General features: G+C 66.5%; 17 protein-coding genes. 3 read left to right on the forward strand and 14 right to left on the reverse strand.

Annotation, left to right across the window (positions count from 1 at the left end; genetic code table 11):
• The first annotated feature begins 17 nt into the window (after positions 1-17).
• Positions 18-767 carry a hypothetical protein gene (locus BLS74_RS19260; RefSeq protein ID WP_093108758.1) on the forward strand — a complete coding sequence of 250 codons (750 nt, stop codon included), beginning with the start codon at positions 18-20 and terminating at the stop codon, positions 765-767.
• Between the two features lie 7 nt (positions 768-774).
• Here the strand turns inward: BLS74_RS19260 and BLS74_RS19265 are convergent, their stop codons facing one another.
• Both BLS74_RS19265 and BLS74_RS19270 read right to left on the reverse strand, forming a co-directional pair.
• Positions 775-2148 carry a type II toxin-antitoxin system HipA family toxin gene (locus BLS74_RS19265; RefSeq protein WP_093108759.1) on the reverse strand — a complete coding sequence of 458 codons (1374 nt, stop codon included), beginning with the start codon at positions 2146-2148 and terminating at the stop codon, positions 775-777.
• Positions 2145-2447, reverse strand: a complete 303-nt coding sequence (locus tag BLS74_RS19270) for a helix-turn-helix transcriptional regulator (RefSeq protein WP_093108760.1) — start codon at positions 2445-2447, stop codon at positions 2145-2147. The genes BLS74_RS19265 and BLS74_RS19270 overlap by 4 nt, the downstream gene beginning before the upstream one ends.
• A gap of 202 nt (positions 2448-2649) precedes the next feature.
• Here BLS74_RS19270 and BLS74_RS19275 point away from each other — a divergent pair, with 202 nt between their 5' ends.
• Positions 2650-3342: a P-loop NTPase family protein gene (locus tag BLS74_RS19275; protein WP_093108761.1), complete on the forward strand. Its 693-nt coding sequence runs from the start codon at positions 2650-2652 to the stop codon at positions 3340-3342.
• On the opposite strand, the gene BLS74_RS19280 is transcribed toward BLS74_RS19275, so the two are convergent.
• From BLS74_RS19280 to BLS74_RS19310, 7 genes are all read right to left on the reverse strand, one after another.
• Complete coding sequence (locus tag BLS74_RS19280; protein ID WP_093108762.1) at positions 3312-3836, reverse strand: disulfide bond formation protein B; 525 nt, start codon at positions 3834-3836, stop codon at positions 3312-3314. The two genes, BLS74_RS19275 and BLS74_RS19280, sit on opposite strands and share 31 nt — an antisense overlap.
• A complete protein-coding gene (locus BLS74_RS19285; protein ID WP_093108763.1) occupies positions 3833-4927 on the reverse strand; it encodes a sulfate/molybdate ABC transporter ATP-binding protein in 1095 nt (364 codons plus the stop codon). The genes BLS74_RS19280 and BLS74_RS19285 overlap by 4 nt, the downstream gene beginning before the upstream one ends.
• A 12-nt stretch (positions 4928-4939) precedes the next feature.
• Positions 4940-5845, reverse strand: coding sequence for a sulfate ABC transporter permease subunit CysW (gene cysW, locus BLS74_RS19290; RefSeq protein WP_093108764.1), 906 nt, complete (start codon positions 5843-5845; stop codon positions 4940-4942).
• On the reverse strand, positions 5842-6732 hold the full coding sequence (cysT, locus tag BLS74_RS19295; protein ID WP_093108765.1) for a sulfate ABC transporter permease subunit CysT: 891 nt from the start codon (positions 6730-6732) through the stop codon (positions 5842-5844). Before cysT ends, cysW begins: the two co-directional genes overlap by 4 nt.
• Positions 6733-6818: 86 nt before the next feature.
• Positions 6819-7820, reverse strand: a complete 1002-nt coding sequence (locus tag BLS74_RS19300) for a sulfate ABC transporter substrate-binding protein (protein ID WP_093108766.1) — start codon at positions 7818-7820, stop codon at positions 6819-6821.
• Positions 7817-8389, reverse strand: coding sequence for an RBBP9/YdeN family alpha/beta hydrolase (locus BLS74_RS19305; RefSeq protein WP_093108767.1), 573 nt, complete (start codon positions 8387-8389; stop codon positions 7817-7819). The genes BLS74_RS19300 and BLS74_RS19305 overlap by 4 nt, the downstream gene beginning before the upstream one ends.
• Before the next feature lie 198 nt (positions 8390-8587).
• A complete protein-coding gene (locus BLS74_RS19310) occupies positions 8588-9502 on the reverse strand; it encodes a LysR family transcriptional regulator (protein WP_093108768.1) in 915 nt (304 codons plus the stop codon).
• A 134-nt stretch (positions 9503-9636) separates the two neighbouring features.
• On the opposite strand from BLS74_RS19310, the gene BLS74_RS19315 reads away from it, so the two are divergent.
• The gene (locus BLS74_RS19315) at positions 9637-10284 is read left to right on the forward strand and encodes an FMN-dependent NADH-azoreductase (protein WP_093108769.1); all 648 of its coding nucleotides are present in this window, start codon (positions 9637-9639) and stop codon (positions 10282-10284) included.
• Between the two features lie 15 nt (positions 10285-10299).
• On the opposite strand, the gene BLS74_RS19320 is transcribed toward BLS74_RS19315, so the two are convergent.
• The 5 genes from BLS74_RS19320 to BLS74_RS19340 form a co-directional block, all read right to left on the reverse strand.
• Entirely contained in the window at positions 10300-10851 is a 552-nt protein-coding gene (locus tag BLS74_RS19320) for an NADPH-dependent FMN reductase (protein WP_093108770.1), read from the reverse strand.
• Between the two features lie 79 nt (positions 10852-10930).
• Positions 10931-11845, reverse strand: coding sequence for a serine O-acetyltransferase EpsC (gene epsC / locus BLS74_RS19325; RefSeq protein WP_093108771.1), 915 nt, complete (start codon positions 11843-11845; stop codon positions 10931-10933).
• 62 nt (positions 11846-11907) lie between these two features.
• Positions 11908-12123: a TOBE domain-containing protein gene (locus BLS74_RS19330; protein WP_028250350.1), complete on the reverse strand. Its 216-nt coding sequence runs from the start codon at positions 12121-12123 to the stop codon at positions 11908-11910.
• Between the two features lie 36 nt (positions 12124-12159).
• Entirely contained in the window at positions 12160-12969 is an 810-nt protein-coding gene (locus tag BLS74_RS19335; RefSeq protein WP_093108772.1) for an ATP-binding cassette domain-containing protein, read from the reverse strand.
• 6 nt (positions 12970-12975) lie between these two features.
• A complete protein-coding gene (locus tag BLS74_RS19340; RefSeq protein WP_093108899.1) occupies positions 12976-13932 on the reverse strand; it encodes an aliphatic sulfonate ABC transporter substrate-binding protein in 957 nt (318 codons plus the stop codon).
• Positions 13933-13940 lie beyond the last annotated feature (8 nt).

Genomic DNA, 13940 nt, shown 5'->3' on the forward strand with positions numbered 1-13940 from the left:
ATGATAACGTGCGAGCCATGAGCGATTTCCCCGTTTCCCCCCGCGCCGGGCTTCGTGTATGGCTGCTGGGCAGCACCGTGGCCTTGATGGGCCTGGCCGCCTGCGGCACGACCGAGCGCGCCGAACCCTATGCCGGCAACGAGTGGCTCCAGTCCGGCGCCAACCGCATCGCCAACCTGGCGCTGCGCGACAACCTGCAGTCGATCCGGCGCGTGCAGCTCTCGCTCTACCGCCGCAATCCGCGCGAATGGCGCAAATGGGCCGCGAGCGCGGAAGACGCCATCCAGCGCACCTGGGACGCGATCTCGCAGGAAAGTCCCCTGCCGGGCCTGCAAGGCGCCACCGGCATCGATGCGATCCGGCTGGCTTTCGAAACCAAACCCAAGGCTTACGAAGGCGACCGCGTGGCCGCGCTGGTGGTCGGATGGGCATCGATGCTCAAGCAGGCCAATGGCGGCACCTGGGAGCAGAGCATGCTCGACGCGGTGAACGCGGAAAACAGCTACCGCGCCGCGCGCAACGTCGAGATCTCGCTCTGGCTCATCAGCTCCAAGACGAATCCCGAGGGCCAGCCCCTGCTGCTGGCCACCGAGATCAGCGATCGCGGCCGCAACCTGGTGGTCGATCGCGAGCTTTCGAAGGTGGTTGCGCGGCTCGATCTGATGGCCGCGCAGGCCGACGAGAAGTACCGCCGAGCCGCGCTCGACTTCAGCCAGAACTGGCTGCTCGGCAGTCTGGTGCCCTTCTTCTCGATGATCCAGCGATAGTGAGCTTCTAGTCGAACCACTCGGCGTTCGGATGGCGCTTGCGCCATGACGCAACGCTGGGGTTGGTCTGGATGTATTCGGCCAGCCGCGTTCGGTGTGCGGCAGACAGCGGCAACGCCTTCAACAGGCTCGGCCAGGTCTTCATCGCCTGTTCGACGCAGCTTGCGACGACCTCGCGCAGTTGCTTTTCAGGGATGTCCCAGGCGTTTCCGAGCTCGCGCAGCGTCTTGGGCGTGAGCAGCGTGCGCTGCGTCTGGTTTGGAAAGAACGGCAGCCCATGTCCCGAGCCGCTGAGGTACACGCCGTAGGCGACGATGTCATAGGCCTTGGACAGCTCGGGCCTGGATTGGCCGGGCGAGTACACGAGGCTGAAGTTCTTCAGATGCGCGTCATAGTTGCCCAGCAGCTCCGAGACCTTGATGCGGCGCAGCAGCTCCGCCACGTCGGCTTCGCCCTTGGCCGAGCGCCGCTTGAGCAGGAGGCCGATGGCCGCGTAGGTACCCGAATACTTGTATTCCGACGGTGTCCCCGTGACCTGGGCGAAGTCCTCCATGTGCAGGCGCCTGGTTTCGGTATCGACGTCGCGGTCGAACCTGGAGACCAGCAGGAAACTTCGCTCGTCCTTTTGCAGCGCATAGGGCAACTGGTCGGCGATGGCGGACAAGGGCTCCAGCCGGAATTCGCAGATGTTCACGCCGGCGGCAGCGGCCAGCGTCAGCGAGCTGTACTCCACTTGCGGAAGCCGGTCGTATTCGCCCGTCGGCAGCTTGCCGATGAAATGCTGCTCGTCCGATTGCTTGGACCGCATCACGTAGCGCCCGGGGCCGCCCAGAACCAGCGCCACCTTCGGCTGCACACCCGAGATCGAGGTCTGCTGGGGGGTGGGCACCTGCCCGGAGCTCATTTCGTAGCTGTCCCGGCTCTGGCCGATCAACCGGCCGAGCGCGACCTCGTCGAGCGTTTCGGCGTCCGCCCAGACGTCGCCGGGCAGATCGCCGCCGCAGGCTGCCAGCAAACCGAGTTCGTCATTCGCGTCCAGGCCCAGGTCGCCGACCAATTGCTTGCGCAGCGGCCCTTCCGGAAGCAAATTCTGGAAGAAAGGCGGCAACCCGAAATTGCCGTCGCCGCGGTTGACGTCCAGGGCCGGGTCCAGCAGCTGAGCCACCGTGGCCGCTTCGGCCTCGGCGATCGCCTGGGCCACTCTTTCGGCGCTGCCCGAGGTCGCAGGCGCGACGACATAGAGCTGCGACAGCACCGGCCGTGCCGGGTTCTTCGCATATTCGTCGTCGAATCTGAAATACACCCGCCCGTCGTCGAGCCCGAAGAGCGATCCGACGTTCGTTCTTCCCAGCCGGATCCGCAGCGAGCGTACGACGCTCATCTGCCGCGCCTCGCCGGTTTCGGCATCAAGCTGCTCACTTCATCCTGCAGGCTGGTGGATTTGGTATCGCTGCCGGCCCGGGTCAGGTCCGCGACCACCTGCGGAACGAACTGGAGTTCGAGGCCCAGGCTCTTGAGCAAGGCGAGCAAGGTGTTCAGTTCCACGTTCCCCCGCCCCGCTTCCAGAGCACCCAAGGTGTTTCTGGAGACACCTGCTTTCAGGGCGAGTTCGGAGGCCGTCATGGCGCGATCCTTTCGAGCCTGGCGCAGGAAGCTGCCGACTTCGGCGAGAGTCGTCATGTTCAACTCATTGAGCAAAAATTATATATGCACATCATATTGAGCATGTTCGCCACCAAGGTCAAGCTGATTTGCCCAATATAGTGCTCATATCATTGATTGCATATTTTATTGTGCAAGCACACGGTCAACCATAAGCCAACCCTCTCGCCCTCCCGACGACCCCTAGAATGCTTCGCACTTCTCCATCCCCAGGAACCTCATGAGCTCCCTCAATTTCATCGGCGGCGAAAAGGGCGGTGTCGGCAAATCCGTCACGGCACGGGTCTTGGCGCAGTACTTCATCGATCACAGCCGGCCTTTCGTCGGCTTCGACACCGATCGCTCGCACAGCTCCTTCACCCGCTTCTACGAGGGCTTCGCCTCGCCGGTGGTGGTGGACAGCTACGAAGGCCTCGACACGGTCGTGAACGGCTTCGAGACGAATCCGCAGCAGAGCGTGATCGTCGATCTCGCAGCGCAAACGCTGGCGCCGCTGGCGCGCTGGATCAAGGAGTCCGATCTGTTCGACGTGTTCGCCGAGCTCGGCGTGACCGTCAACTTCTGGCACGTGCTCGATGACGGCAAGGACTCGAGCGACCTGCTCGGCGCGCTGGTCGACACCTTCAGCAACCGGCCGAACTACATCGTGGTGCAGAACTACGGCCGCGGCAGCGACTTCGGCTTGCTGCTCGGTTCGCAATCGCTCGGCAAGGCAACCACGCACGGCGCCCGCGTCATCGCGCTGCCGCGCCTGCACGAGGCCAGCATGCGCAAGATCGATGGGCGCAACACCAGCTTCTGGAAGGCGGTCAACGACCGCGACGGCCAGCACGCGCTCGGGCTGCTGGAGCGCCAGCGCGTCAAGAGCTGGCTGGCGACCTCTTACGCAGCCTTCGACACACTGCCGCTCTGAGCGCTGCGGCGAAACAGCAGCACCAGCAGCAGCAGCCCGAAGACCGTGAACGCGATGAAGGACCAGTTCGCAATCGACAGGCCCAGGAAGGTCCAGTCGATCTGCGTGCAGTCGCCGCCGCCGCGGAAGATCATCGGCAGCGCGCGCTTGAGCGGGAAGGTCTCGATCATCCCGTAGAGGTCGCGCCCGCAGGACACGACCTCCGGCGGATGCCATTGCAGCCAGCTCTGGCGCGCGGCCGTGTAGGCGCCGCCGACCGCCATCACCAGGCCCAGCAGCGCGCCCGTGAGCTGCAGGCCCCGGCTGCGGCTGGCGGCCGCGAGCCCCGCGAAGACCGCCACCAGCACCAGCGCATAGCGCTGCACGATGCACATCGGGCACGGCTCGAGGCCGACCACGTGCTGCAGGTAGAGCCCGAAGGCGAGCATCGCCACGCAGGCGGCGCAGATCAGCGCAAGAGCGCGGCGCGGTGCGCCGAAATACCAATCGATCACGGAGAAACCCAATCTTCGACAAATACCCTGGCCTTGCGCGGCCTGGCGACGACGGTGTCGCCTTCCGCAAGGGCCAGGTCCCGGAACTGTTGCGCAGGGAGTTGCGCTTCGATGATGGTTCCGGAGCCAGGATTGTCTGGATTCGATTCCACCGGTTCGAGTTCCAGCCGCGCGATCGGGCCGACCACGATGGCGCGGCTCAAGGTCGCGACGATGCCGGTGGCGCCCGGGGTGTAGCGTTCGATGTCGAGGTCGTGCGGCCGCACATAGGCCAGCGCCCTGCCGTTGCGCAGCTCGCGGTGCTCGGGCGAATCGATGCGCAGGCCTTCGACATGCACCTCGCCCTCGTGCGCGCGGCCGTGGAACAGGTTGACGTCGCCGAGAAAGCCGTAGACGAAGGGGCTCGCCGGGTGGTCCCACACATCTTGCGGCGATCCGACCTGCTCGACGCGGCCGCTGTTCATCAGCACCACGCGGTCGGCCACTTCGAGCGCTTCTTCCTGGTCGTGGGTGACGAAGATGCTGGTGACGTGCAGTTCGTCGTGCAGCCGGCGCAGCCAGCGGCGCAGCTCCTTGCGCACCTTGGCGTCGAGTGCGCCGAAGGGTTCGTCGAGCAGCAGCACCTTGGGCTCCACCGCGAGCGCGCGGGCCAGCGCGATGCGCTGGCGCTGGCCGCCCGAGAGCTGCGACGGATAGCGGTCGGCCAGCCAGTCGAGCTGCACCAGCTTGAGCAGGTCGTGCACCTTGGTCTTGATCTGCGTTTCGCTCGGGCGCAGTCCGCGCGGCTTGACGCGCAGGCCGAAGGCCACGTTCTCGAACACCGTCATGTGGCGGAACAGCGCGTAATGCTGGAACACGAAGCCGACCTGGCGCTCGCGCACATGCACGTCGGTCGTGTCTTCGCCGGCAAAGAGGATGCTGCCGGTATCGGCGGTCTCCAGCCCCGCGATGATGCGCAGCAAGGTGGTCTTGCCGCAGCCCGAGGGGCCCAGCAGCGCGACCAGTTCGCCCGAATCGACGTCGAGGCTCACGTCGCGCAGGGCGTGGAAGTCGCCGAAGCGTTTGCTGACGTTGCGGATTTCAATGCTCATGATCTTTTCTCCTCAGGCCGCGACGGCGGGTTGCGGCCGTTCCGGCGGCAGTTCGGCGATGGCCTTCATTTCGCGTTCGTGGCGCCATTCGATGACCGACTTGATCACCAGCGTGACCAGCGCCAGGATGGCCAGCAGCGAGGCCACCGCGAAGGCGGCGACCGACTGGTACTCGTTGTAGAGCACTTCGACGTGCAGCGGCATGGTGTTGGTCTGGCCGCGGATGTGGCCCGACACCACCGACACCGCGCCGAACTCGCCCATGGCGCGCGCGTTGCAAAGGATCACGCCGTAGAGCAGCCCCCACTTGATGTTGGGCAGCGTCACGCGCCAGAAGGTCTGCCAGCCCGTCGCGCCGAGCACGATGGCGGCTTGCTCCTCGTCGGTGCCTTGCGCCTGCATCAGCGGAATGAGTTCGCGTGCGATGAAGGGAAAGGTCACGAACACGGTGGCCAGCACAATGCCGGGCACCGCGAAGATGACCTTGACGTCGTGTGCCGCGAGCCACGGGCCGAACCAGCCCTGCGCGCCGAAGATCAGCACGTAGATCAGGCCGGCGACCACCGGCGAGACCGCAAAAGGCAAATCGACCAGCGTGGTGAGAAAGGCCTTGCCCCGGAACTCGAACTTGGCGATGGCCCACGCGGCCGCCACGCCGAAGACCAGGTTCATCGGCACCGCGATCGCGGCCGTGATCAGGGTGAGGCGGATCGCGCTCCAGGCATCGGGTTCCTTGAGCGCTTCGATGTAGGCGTTGATGCCCTTGCGCAGCGCCTCGGTCGCCACAGCGGCCAGCGGCAGCACGAGGAACAGGAACATGAAGGCCAGCGCCAGGCCGATCAGGGTCCAGCGCACCCAGGCCGATTCGGTGGTGCCGGCCTGCGCGCGGCGAATCGTTCTCGATGAAGCCGCGCTCATGCCGATGCCCCCCTGCGGCGCTGCCAGGCCTGCAGGCCGTTGATGACCAGCAGCAGCAGGAACGAAATGACCAGCATCACCAGCGCGACCGCGGTGGCGCCCGCGAAGTCGTACTGCTCCAGCTTGCCGATGATGATCAGCGGCGTGATCTCTGAAATCATCGGCATGTTCCCGGCGATGAAGATCACCGAGCCGTACTCGCCGATCGCACGTGCGAAGGCCATCGCGAAGCCGGTCAGGAGCGCCGGCGTGATCGAAGGCAGGATCACCTTGGTGAAGGTCTGCAGCCGTGTCGCGCCAAGGCTGGTCGCGGCCTCTTCGAGTTCCTTCTCGGTGTCTTCCAGCACCGGCTGCACCGTTCGCACCACGAAAGGCAGCCCGATGAAGATCAGCGCGATCACCACGCCGGCCGGCGTGAAGGCCAGCTTGATGCCCATCGGTTCGAGGAACTGGCCGATCCAGCCGTTGCCGGCGAGCAGCGCGGTCAGCGAAATGCCGGCGACGGCCGTGGGCAGCGCAAAAGGCAGATCGACGAGCGCATCGACAATGCGCTTGCCGGGAAACTTGTAGCGCACCAGCACCCAGGCCACGAGCAGGCCGAACACCAGGTTGACCAGCGCGGCGATCAGCGAGGCGCCGAAGGTGAGCCGGTACGAGGCCATCACGCGCGGCGCGGTCACCGCCACCCAGAACTGCTCCCAACTCAGGGTGAAGGTCTTGAAGACCAGCGCCGACAACGGGATCAGGACGATCAGGCTCAGGTACAGGATCGAGAAGCCGAGCGTGATGTGAAAGCCCGGCAGCACGCGCCGCGAGGCGCCCGTGTTCCCTGCACGCGCAAGCGGCGCCGCCGCGGACGGCAGCGCCGAAGAGATGGCACCGCTCATCGTGCCCCCACGCTCTGCACTAACGTGTCATCGCTGCCCCCCGAGGGGGCTTTCGCTTGCTTGAAGCGGTTCGGCGCGGCGCTCATTTATTTGCCGCCGGGCGTATAGAGCTTGTCGAACTGCCCGCCGTCGTTGAAGTGCACCTTCTGCGCTTCGCTGAGGCTGCCGAACAGCTCCTGCACGGTGAAGAGCTGCAGCGGCTTGAAGGTCGCCGCGTACTTCTTGAGCACCGCATCGGAGCGCGGGCGCAGCGCGTGCTTGGCCGCGATTTCCTGCGCTTCGTCCGAATAGAGGTAGTCGAGGTAGGCCTTGGCCAGTTCGCCGGTGCCCTTCTTCACCACCGTGCGCTCGACCACGGCCACCGGGTTCTCGGCCAGGATGCTGATCGAGGGGTACACCGCATCGACCTTGCCGGCGCCGAACTCGCGGTCGATGGAGACCACTTCCGATTCGAAGGTGATCAGCACGTCGCCGATGTTGCGCTGCAGGAAGGCGGTGGTCGCATCGCGGCCGCCGCGCGCGAGGATGGGCACGTTCTTGAACAGCTTGCCGACGAACTCGGCCGCTTGCGCGTCGCTGCCGCCCTTCTTCTTCACGTAGCCCCAGGCGGCCAGGTAGGCATAGCGGCCGTTGCCGCCGGTCTTGGGGTTCACGATCACGACCTGGGTGCCGGGCTTGACGAGATCGTCCCAGTCCTTGATGCCCTTCGGGTTGCCGTTGCGCGTCAGGAACAGCATGGTGGACGTGGTGGGTGCCGCATTGTTCGGGAAGCGCTTGGCCCAGTCCTTGGCGACCACGCCGGCGTTGGCGAGGAACTCGATGTCGGTGCTGGTGTTCATCGTCACCACGTCGGCCTCCAGCCCGTCGGCCACGGCACGCGCCTGTGCGCTGGAGCCGGCGTGCGACTGGTCGATCTTGACCTCCTTGCCCGTGGTCTTCTTGTAGTTCGCCACGAAGGCGGCGTTGTAGTCCTTGTAGAACTCGCGCGCCACGTCATAGGACACGTTGAGCAGGGTCTGGGCCGAGGTCGCGCCGGCAGCGGCGAGCGCCAGGGCGCCGAGGATCGTCTTGATGGTTCTGGAGGTCATGGTCTTGCTTCGAGTTGGGGACGGCCGGCCATCAGGGGCGTGGGCTCGTCCGTCAGCGATTGGAGCAGAGCCAGGCCCAAAGGCCAGTCGCCATGCCCCGAATCGATGTTGATGTGGCCGGCATTCTGCATGCGAACGAATTCGCTGCCCCAGGCGCGGGCATAGGCGCCGGCCAGGCGCACCGGGCAATAAGGGTCGTTGCTGCTGGCCACCAGGATGCTGCGGTACGGCAGCCTCGCGTAGGGCACGGGCGCGAAATCGGACAGCACGGCGCGGCGCTCCGGGTCGGCCGGCGCCACCAGCAGGGCCCCGCGGATACGCGCGGCCGCCGCCTCGGACAGGTGTGCGGTCGTGATGCAACCCAGGCTGTGCGCGGCGATCACCACCGGGCCCGGGCTTTCCAGCACGAGCTTCTCGAGCGCGGCCACCCAGGCTGTGCGCTTCGGCGTCACCCAGTCGTCCTGCAGCACCCGCACCGCGCCCTGCATGCGTTCCGCCCACAGGCTTTGCCAGTGGCCGGGGCCGGAGTCGCGCCAGCCCGGAACGATGATGATGGTTGGCTTCGTCACGCAGCGCTTTATCTGTTGGGCTGCGGCGTCAGGCGCAGGTACGGCCGGACGGCGTGAAGTTGGGGGCCGTATCGCCGAGTCGCAGGGTCGCCATGGTCGCTCCGTGGATGGATGGGAGCGCCGATTCTGCAAAGCATCGCTTCGATGACAAACGAATATCTACTTGTTTCGATATGGCGTTTGGTGAATAAGAGCTTCTTACACCGTGAGCCTGAAGCCCCCGGCGCCGATGTGCTCGGCGAAGAAGTCGATCAGCTGGCGAATCGCCGGCACCAGCGCCCGGCGCGAAGGAAAGACCGCATGCAGGATGCCCGGCGGCGGCCCCCAGCCGGGCAGCACCTCGACCAGGCGGCCCGCTTCGAGATCTTCCTTGCACATGTAGTCGGGCAGCATGCTGGCGCCGACGCCTTCCACCACCGCGAATTTCAGCGTCAGCAGGTCATCCGCCAGGTAGCGCGGCGTGTGCTGCATCGTGTGCATCGCCCCGCCGGGGCCTTCCAGGCACCAGCTGGCCCGCCCGTCGGCGGCCGACTGGGAGACCGTGTCCAGGCGCCCCAGCTCATCCACCGTCCGTACCGGGCCCTGGCGCCGGAGCTGGTCCGGGCTGGCCACCAGCAAGCCCCGGGCAGTGGCGAACTGCTTGGCCACCAGCGTCGTGCTGTCCTCGATGACCGGCCGTACGCGCAGCGCCAGGTCGATGCCCTCCTCGATCAGGTCGACGGCCCGATTCAGGATGCGCATCTCGATCTGCACCGCCGGATAGCGGAGGATGAACTGCGCCACCAGCACCCCGATGCCGCTCTGCGCCAGCGTGATCGGACAGCTGATGCGCACCACGCCGCGCGGCTCGGTCTGCACCTGCGCGATGGCTTCGGCCGCCGCCTCGGCGGCGTCGCGCATCGCGATGCTGTGGCGCAGGTAGAGCTCACCGGCCGGCGTCAGCGAGAGCCGCCGCGTGCTGCGCTGAAGCAGTTGCACACCCAGCCGCGCCTCGAGATCCGCCACGCGGCGCGACAGCCGCGACTTCGGCACGCCCAGCGCGCGGCCTGCCGCCGCAAAGCCGCCCCGCTCGGCCACCTCGGCAAAGAAAACCATGTCGTTGAGATCTTGCATGGCCACGATTGTCCTACCAACAGGACGATCTGTGTCACTTTTGCCGACTTATCAATCAGTCGACTCAAAAATAGACTATCTCCCATGCCGACCGCTTCCGTGCCGGCGCAAACATCGAAAGAGAGCGATAGATCATGAAACTGCTGCACATCGATTCCAGCGTCCTGGGCGACAACTCCGTCTCGCGTCAATTGACGGCCGAAGTGGTGGCCGAATGGCGCCGCAACCACGCGGGCACCGAAGTCGACTACCTGGACCTGGCGGTTTCCGCCCCCAGCCACCTCGATGCCCACTCCCTGGGCTTCCGGGCGCCGGCAGGCACCGAATTCACCGAACGCCAGCGCAACGAGAACGCCGTCTCCGAAAAGCTGGTGAGCCAGTTTCTCGCGGCCGACGTGGTCGTGATCGGCGCGCCGTTCTACAACTTCTCGATCCCGAGCCAGCTCAAGGCCTGGATCGACCGCATCGCGCAAGTCGGCCGCACCTTCAAGTACACCGAGAAGGGACCTGTGGGCCTGGCCGGCGGCAAGACGGTGATCGTCGCCATCACCCGCGGCGGCATCTACTCGACCAGCGAAGGCGGCCAGGCGATGGAGCACCAGGAAAGCTACCTCAAGGTGGTCCTGGGCTTCCTCGGCGTCACCGACGTGCGCTTCGTGCGCGCCGAAGGTCTGGCCATGGGCGAAGCGCCGAAGGCGGCCGCACTCGGCGCCGCACGCGCCGACATTTCCAACGTGGCGGGCGAAGCCGCCAATCAGGACGTCGCCGCCCTCGCCGCCTGAGGCATTGCAGAAGAACTATGCGTGGCTCTTGATCCAGGCCACGTATTTGCCGACCCAGGTCTGCAGGAACTTCTTGGTGCCGCCCTCGGCGATGTGGCCCTTGTCGTCGAACAGGCCCTCCTTGTTCTGGAAGAAGGCCTCGGGCTGGCCCAGCGTGGGCACGTCGAGGTAGGCCAGCACGTTGCGCAGGTGCTGCTGCGCGACCGCGGTGCCGATGGCGCCGACCGACACCCCGATCACGCCGGCCGGCTTGCCGGCCCAGGCGCTCTGGCCGTAGGGTCGCGAGGCATTGTCGATCGCATTCTTGAGCACGCCGGGCAACGAGCGGTTGTATTCCGGGGTCACGAACAAGAGGCCTTGCGACGCGGCGATTTCCGATTTGAGCCGCTTGACCGCGGGCGCCTGGTTGCCGTCGTCGTCCTGGTTGTAGAGCGGCAGGTCGTCGATGCGCAGGTGCTCGAAATTGAAGTCCGAGGGCGCGAGGTGCGCGATCGCGAGTGCGAGCTTGCGGTTGAACGAATCCTTGCGCAGGCTGCCGACGATGACGGCGATTCGGGTCTGGCTCATGAAAACTCCTTTTGAACGGGGTTGACGGGAAGCGCCAGGAATTATCCGAAGCGCCTATGACCTTTTCCGGAAAGCCCAATCACGGCAGCCGGTGCTGCGGCGCGTTCTGCAGGCTCGCCTGCGTCACGCTGGCGCCGGCCGGCACGTCGTCGATGATCCAGACGTTGCCCCCGATGGTCGCGCCCTTGCCCAAGTTCACGCGGCCCAGGATGGTGGCGCCGGCATAGATCACCACGTCGTCTTCCACGATCGGATGGCGCGGCAGGCCCTTCTGCAGGTTGCCGTCGACATCGGTCGGAAAGCGCTTCGCACCCAGCGTCACGGCCTGGTAGAGGCGCACGCGCTTGCCGATCACCGTGGTCTCGCCGATCACGACGCCCGTGCCGTGGTCGATGAAGAAGCCGGCGTCGATCTGCGCGCCCGGATGGATGTCGATGCCGGTCTGTCCGTGCGCGAGCTCGGCCACGATGCGTGCCAAGAGCGGCAGGCCCAGGTCGTAGAGCTGGTGCGCGAGGCGGTGATGGATCATCGCCAGGATGCCGGGGTAGCACAGCAACACCTCGTCGACGCTGCGCGCGGCCGGGTCGCCCTGGTAGGCGGCGATCACGTCGCCGTCGAGCAGGCGGCGAATGCCGGGCAGCGCGGCTGCGAAAGCGCGCACCGCCTCCCCCGCCTCCGCATCGATCTCGGCCGCATCGCGCGGCTGGTGACGCGCGTTGTAGCGCAGCTCCAGCCGGGCCTGCGTCAACAGCGACTGCAGGGACGAGTCCAGCGTGTGGCCGACGTAGAAGTCCTCGCTCTCGTGCCGCAAGTCGGGCGGCCCAAGCCGCATCGGGAACAGCGCGCCTTTCAGCGATTCGACGATGCTGGCCAGCGCATCACGCGAGGGGAACTCGCGGCTGCCCGGTTCGCGCGAACGCTTCTGGGAATCACGCCATTCGTCGCGCACCTCGTGCAGCGCGCTGACGATTTCACTTACATCGAATCCGGCCATGGCTTGCTCCTTGTTTCCGCACATTGTTGCGGCATCGGGAGCAAACGCGGCGTCGGAAGGGTTTAGAGCTTGGCGATGGACACTTCGGTCGATTTCACCAGCGCGACCACGTCGGAGCCGGGCTTGAGCTGCAGCTCGTCGACCGAGCGCGTGGTGATGACCGAGGTCACGATGCCCCAGGCGGTCTCGACGTCGACTTCGGAGACGACGTCGCCTCGGATGATCTCGCGGACCTTGCCCTTGAACTGGTTGCGCACGTTGATGGCTTGGATGGACATGGAGGGACTCCTGTTGAAAAAGAAGGAAGAAGAAGATCAGACCGCCCAGCGCAGGACGTGCGCCGGCCCGTCGGCCCAGCGCGTGTCGTTGGCCGGCTCGCCATCGGGTTTCTGCAGCACGCGGTCGAGGATGCGTTTCTCGATCGCCGCGAAAGCCGGATCGCCCTGCGAGCGCGGCCGCGCGAGCGCGATGTTTTCGTCCAGCGCGATGCGGCCGTCCTCGATCAGGATCACGCGGTCGGCCAGCGCCACGGCTTCCTGCACGTCGTGCGTGACCAGCAGGGCGGTGAAGCGGTGACGCTGCCACAGGTTCTCGATCAGGCGATGCATCTCGATGCGCGTCAGCGCATCGAGCGCGCCCAGCGGCTCGTCGAGCAGCAGCAGCCGAGGGTGATGCACCAGCGCACGCGCCAGCGAGACCCGCTGGCGCTGCCCGCCCGACAGGCGCGCCGGCCACTCGGCCTTGCGGTCGGCCAGGCCGACCTGCGCGAGCACTTCTTCGCCGCGCACGCGCGCCGCCGTCGGCAGGCCCAGCGTGACGTTCTCGAGCACGCGGCGCCACGGCAGGAGGCGCGCCTCCTGGAACATGATCCGCGTGTCGTCGTGCAGCCCGTCGACGGGCTTGCCGTCGGTGTAGAGGCCGCCTTCGGAGGCTTCCTCGAGGCCCGCGATCAGGCGCAGCAGCGTGCTCTTGCCGCAGCCGCTGCGGCCCACGATGGCGATGAACTGGCCCGGCTCGATCGTGAGCTGCGTGTTGCGCAGCACCTCGCGCGTGCCGTAGCGCTTGTGGAGACCGCGCGCTTCGAGCCGCACGCCGGCAAAGCCTTGCTGGAGGATGGCGCTCATGTTTTTTCAGACTCCGGGGTTGAACAGCGCCACGTCGAGCGCATTGAGTTTCTTGGGCAGGAGCTTCTCGGCGAAGAAGGCATCGGCGATGCGCTGCTGCTCGGCCAGGCCGCCAACCACCACCGGACGCACCGCGTAGCTGCGCCGCGCATTGGCATGCTCGACCGTGGCGGTATCGAGCCCCCACACTGGCGCCAGCAGGGCGGCCGCTTCCGCGGGCTTGTGCTTGACCCAGAGGCCGGCCTTGTGCAGTTCGCCGTAGAGCACGCGCAGCACGTCGGGACGCGCGTTCGCGAACGGCGTTCCGCCCAGGTAGTAGCGCTGGTACGACGCGATGCCGGTGCCGTCCGCCAGCACGCGCAGCTTCGACTGGCGCTGCGCCGCGGAGAGGAACGGGTCCCACACGACCCAGGCATCGATCGCACCGCGCTCGAAGGCGGCTCGGCCGTCGGCCGGCGTGAGGTACGCGGGCTCGATGTCCTTGAACGAGAGGCCGGCCTTGTCGAGCGCGGCGATCAGCAGGTAGTGCACGCCGGCCGCCTTGGCGAAGCCGACCTTCCTGCCCTTGAGATCGGCCACCGACTGGATGGGCGAATCGGCCCGCACGACGATCGCCTGCGCGGCCGGAGACGGCGCCTCCTGCGCGACGAAGGTCAGCTTCGCGCCCGCGGCCTGCGCGAACACCGGCACGGTGTCGGCCACGTCGGCGCTGAAGTCGAGGTTGTCGAGATTGAGCGCTTCGAGCAACGGCAGGCCGCTGGTGAACTCGTGCCAGCTGATCTTGACGCCCAGCGGCGCGAGCTGCCGCTCCAGCGTGCCCTGGGTCTTGAGCACCACGGTCAGCGTCGACGACTTCTGGTAGCCGATGCGGATCGTGGACGGGGCCGCGCCTTGCGCATAGGCCATGCCACCGGCCAGTGAAGCCAATGCGCCGAGCGCGGCGCGCCGAGTGAGAGAAGTCATCTCGCCCT

The sequence above is a fragment of the Variovorax sp. CF079 genome (genome assembly GCF_900101545.1).
In the GTDB taxonomy this organism is placed as follows: domain Bacteria; phylum Pseudomonadota; class Gammaproteobacteria; order Burkholderiales; family Burkholderiaceae_C; genus Variovorax.

What these genes read in the sequence shown, in the direction of transcription:
- BLS74_RS19300 (WP_093108766.1), bottom strand. Translation starts at nt 7,820, where the DNA reads ATGACCTCCAGAACCATCAAGACGATCCTCGGCGCCCTGGCGCTCGCC.
- BLS74_RS19335 (WP_093108772.1), bottom strand. Translation starts at nt 12,969, where the DNA reads ATGAGCGCCATCCTCCAGCAAGGCTTTGCCGGCGTGCGGCTCGAAGCG.
- BLS74_RS19340 (WP_093108899.1), bottom strand. Translation starts at nt 13,932, where the DNA reads ATGACTTCTCTCACTCGGCGCGCCGCGCTCGGCGCATTGGCTTCACTG.
- BLS74_RS19330 (WP_028250350.1), bottom strand. Translation starts at nt 12,123, where the DNA reads ATGTCCATCCAAGCCATCAACGTGCGCAACCAGTTCAAGGGCAAGGTC.
- BLS74_RS19320 (WP_093108770.1), bottom strand. Translation starts at nt 10,851, where the DNA reads ATGAGCCAGACCCGAATCGCCGTCATCGTCGGCAGCCTGCGCAAGGAT.
- BLS74_RS19260 (WP_093108758.1), top strand. Translation starts at nt 18, where the DNA reads ATGAGCGATTTCCCCGTTTCCCCCCGCGCCGGGCTTCGTGTATGGCTG.
- cysT (WP_093108765.1), bottom strand. Translation starts at nt 6,732, where the DNA reads ATGAGCGGTGCCATCTCTTCGGCGCTGCCGTCCGCGGCGGCGCCGCTT.
- cysW (WP_093108764.1), bottom strand. Translation starts at nt 5,845, where the DNA reads ATGAGCGCGGCTTCATCGAGAACGATTCGCCGCGCGCAGGCCGGCACC.
- BLS74_RS19315 (WP_093108769.1), top strand. Translation starts at nt 9,637, where the DNA reads ATGAAACTGCTGCACATCGATTCCAGCGTCCTGGGCGACAACTCCGTC.
- BLS74_RS19265 (WP_093108759.1), bottom strand. Translation starts at nt 2,148, where the DNA reads ATGAGCGTCGTACGCTCGCTGCGGATCCGGCTGGGAAGAACGAACGTC.
- BLS74_RS19270 (WP_093108760.1), bottom strand. Translation starts at nt 2,447, where the DNA reads ATGACGACTCTCGCCGAAGTCGGCAGCTTCCTGCGCCAGGCTCGAAAG.
- BLS74_RS19285 (WP_093108763.1), bottom strand. Translation starts at nt 4,927, where the DNA reads ATGAGCATTGAAATCCGCAACGTCAGCAAACGCTTCGGCGACTTCCAC.
- epsC (WP_093108771.1), bottom strand. Translation starts at nt 11,845, where the DNA reads ATGGCCGGATTCGATGTAAGTGAAATCGTCAGCGCGCTGCACGAGGTG.
- BLS74_RS19310 (WP_093108768.1), bottom strand. Translation starts at nt 9,502, where the DNA reads ATGCAAGATCTCAACGACATGGTTTTCTTTGCCGAGGTGGCCGAGCGG.
- BLS74_RS19275 (WP_093108761.1), top strand. Translation starts at nt 2,650, where the DNA reads ATGAGCTCCCTCAATTTCATCGGCGGCGAAAAGGGCGGTGTCGGCAAA.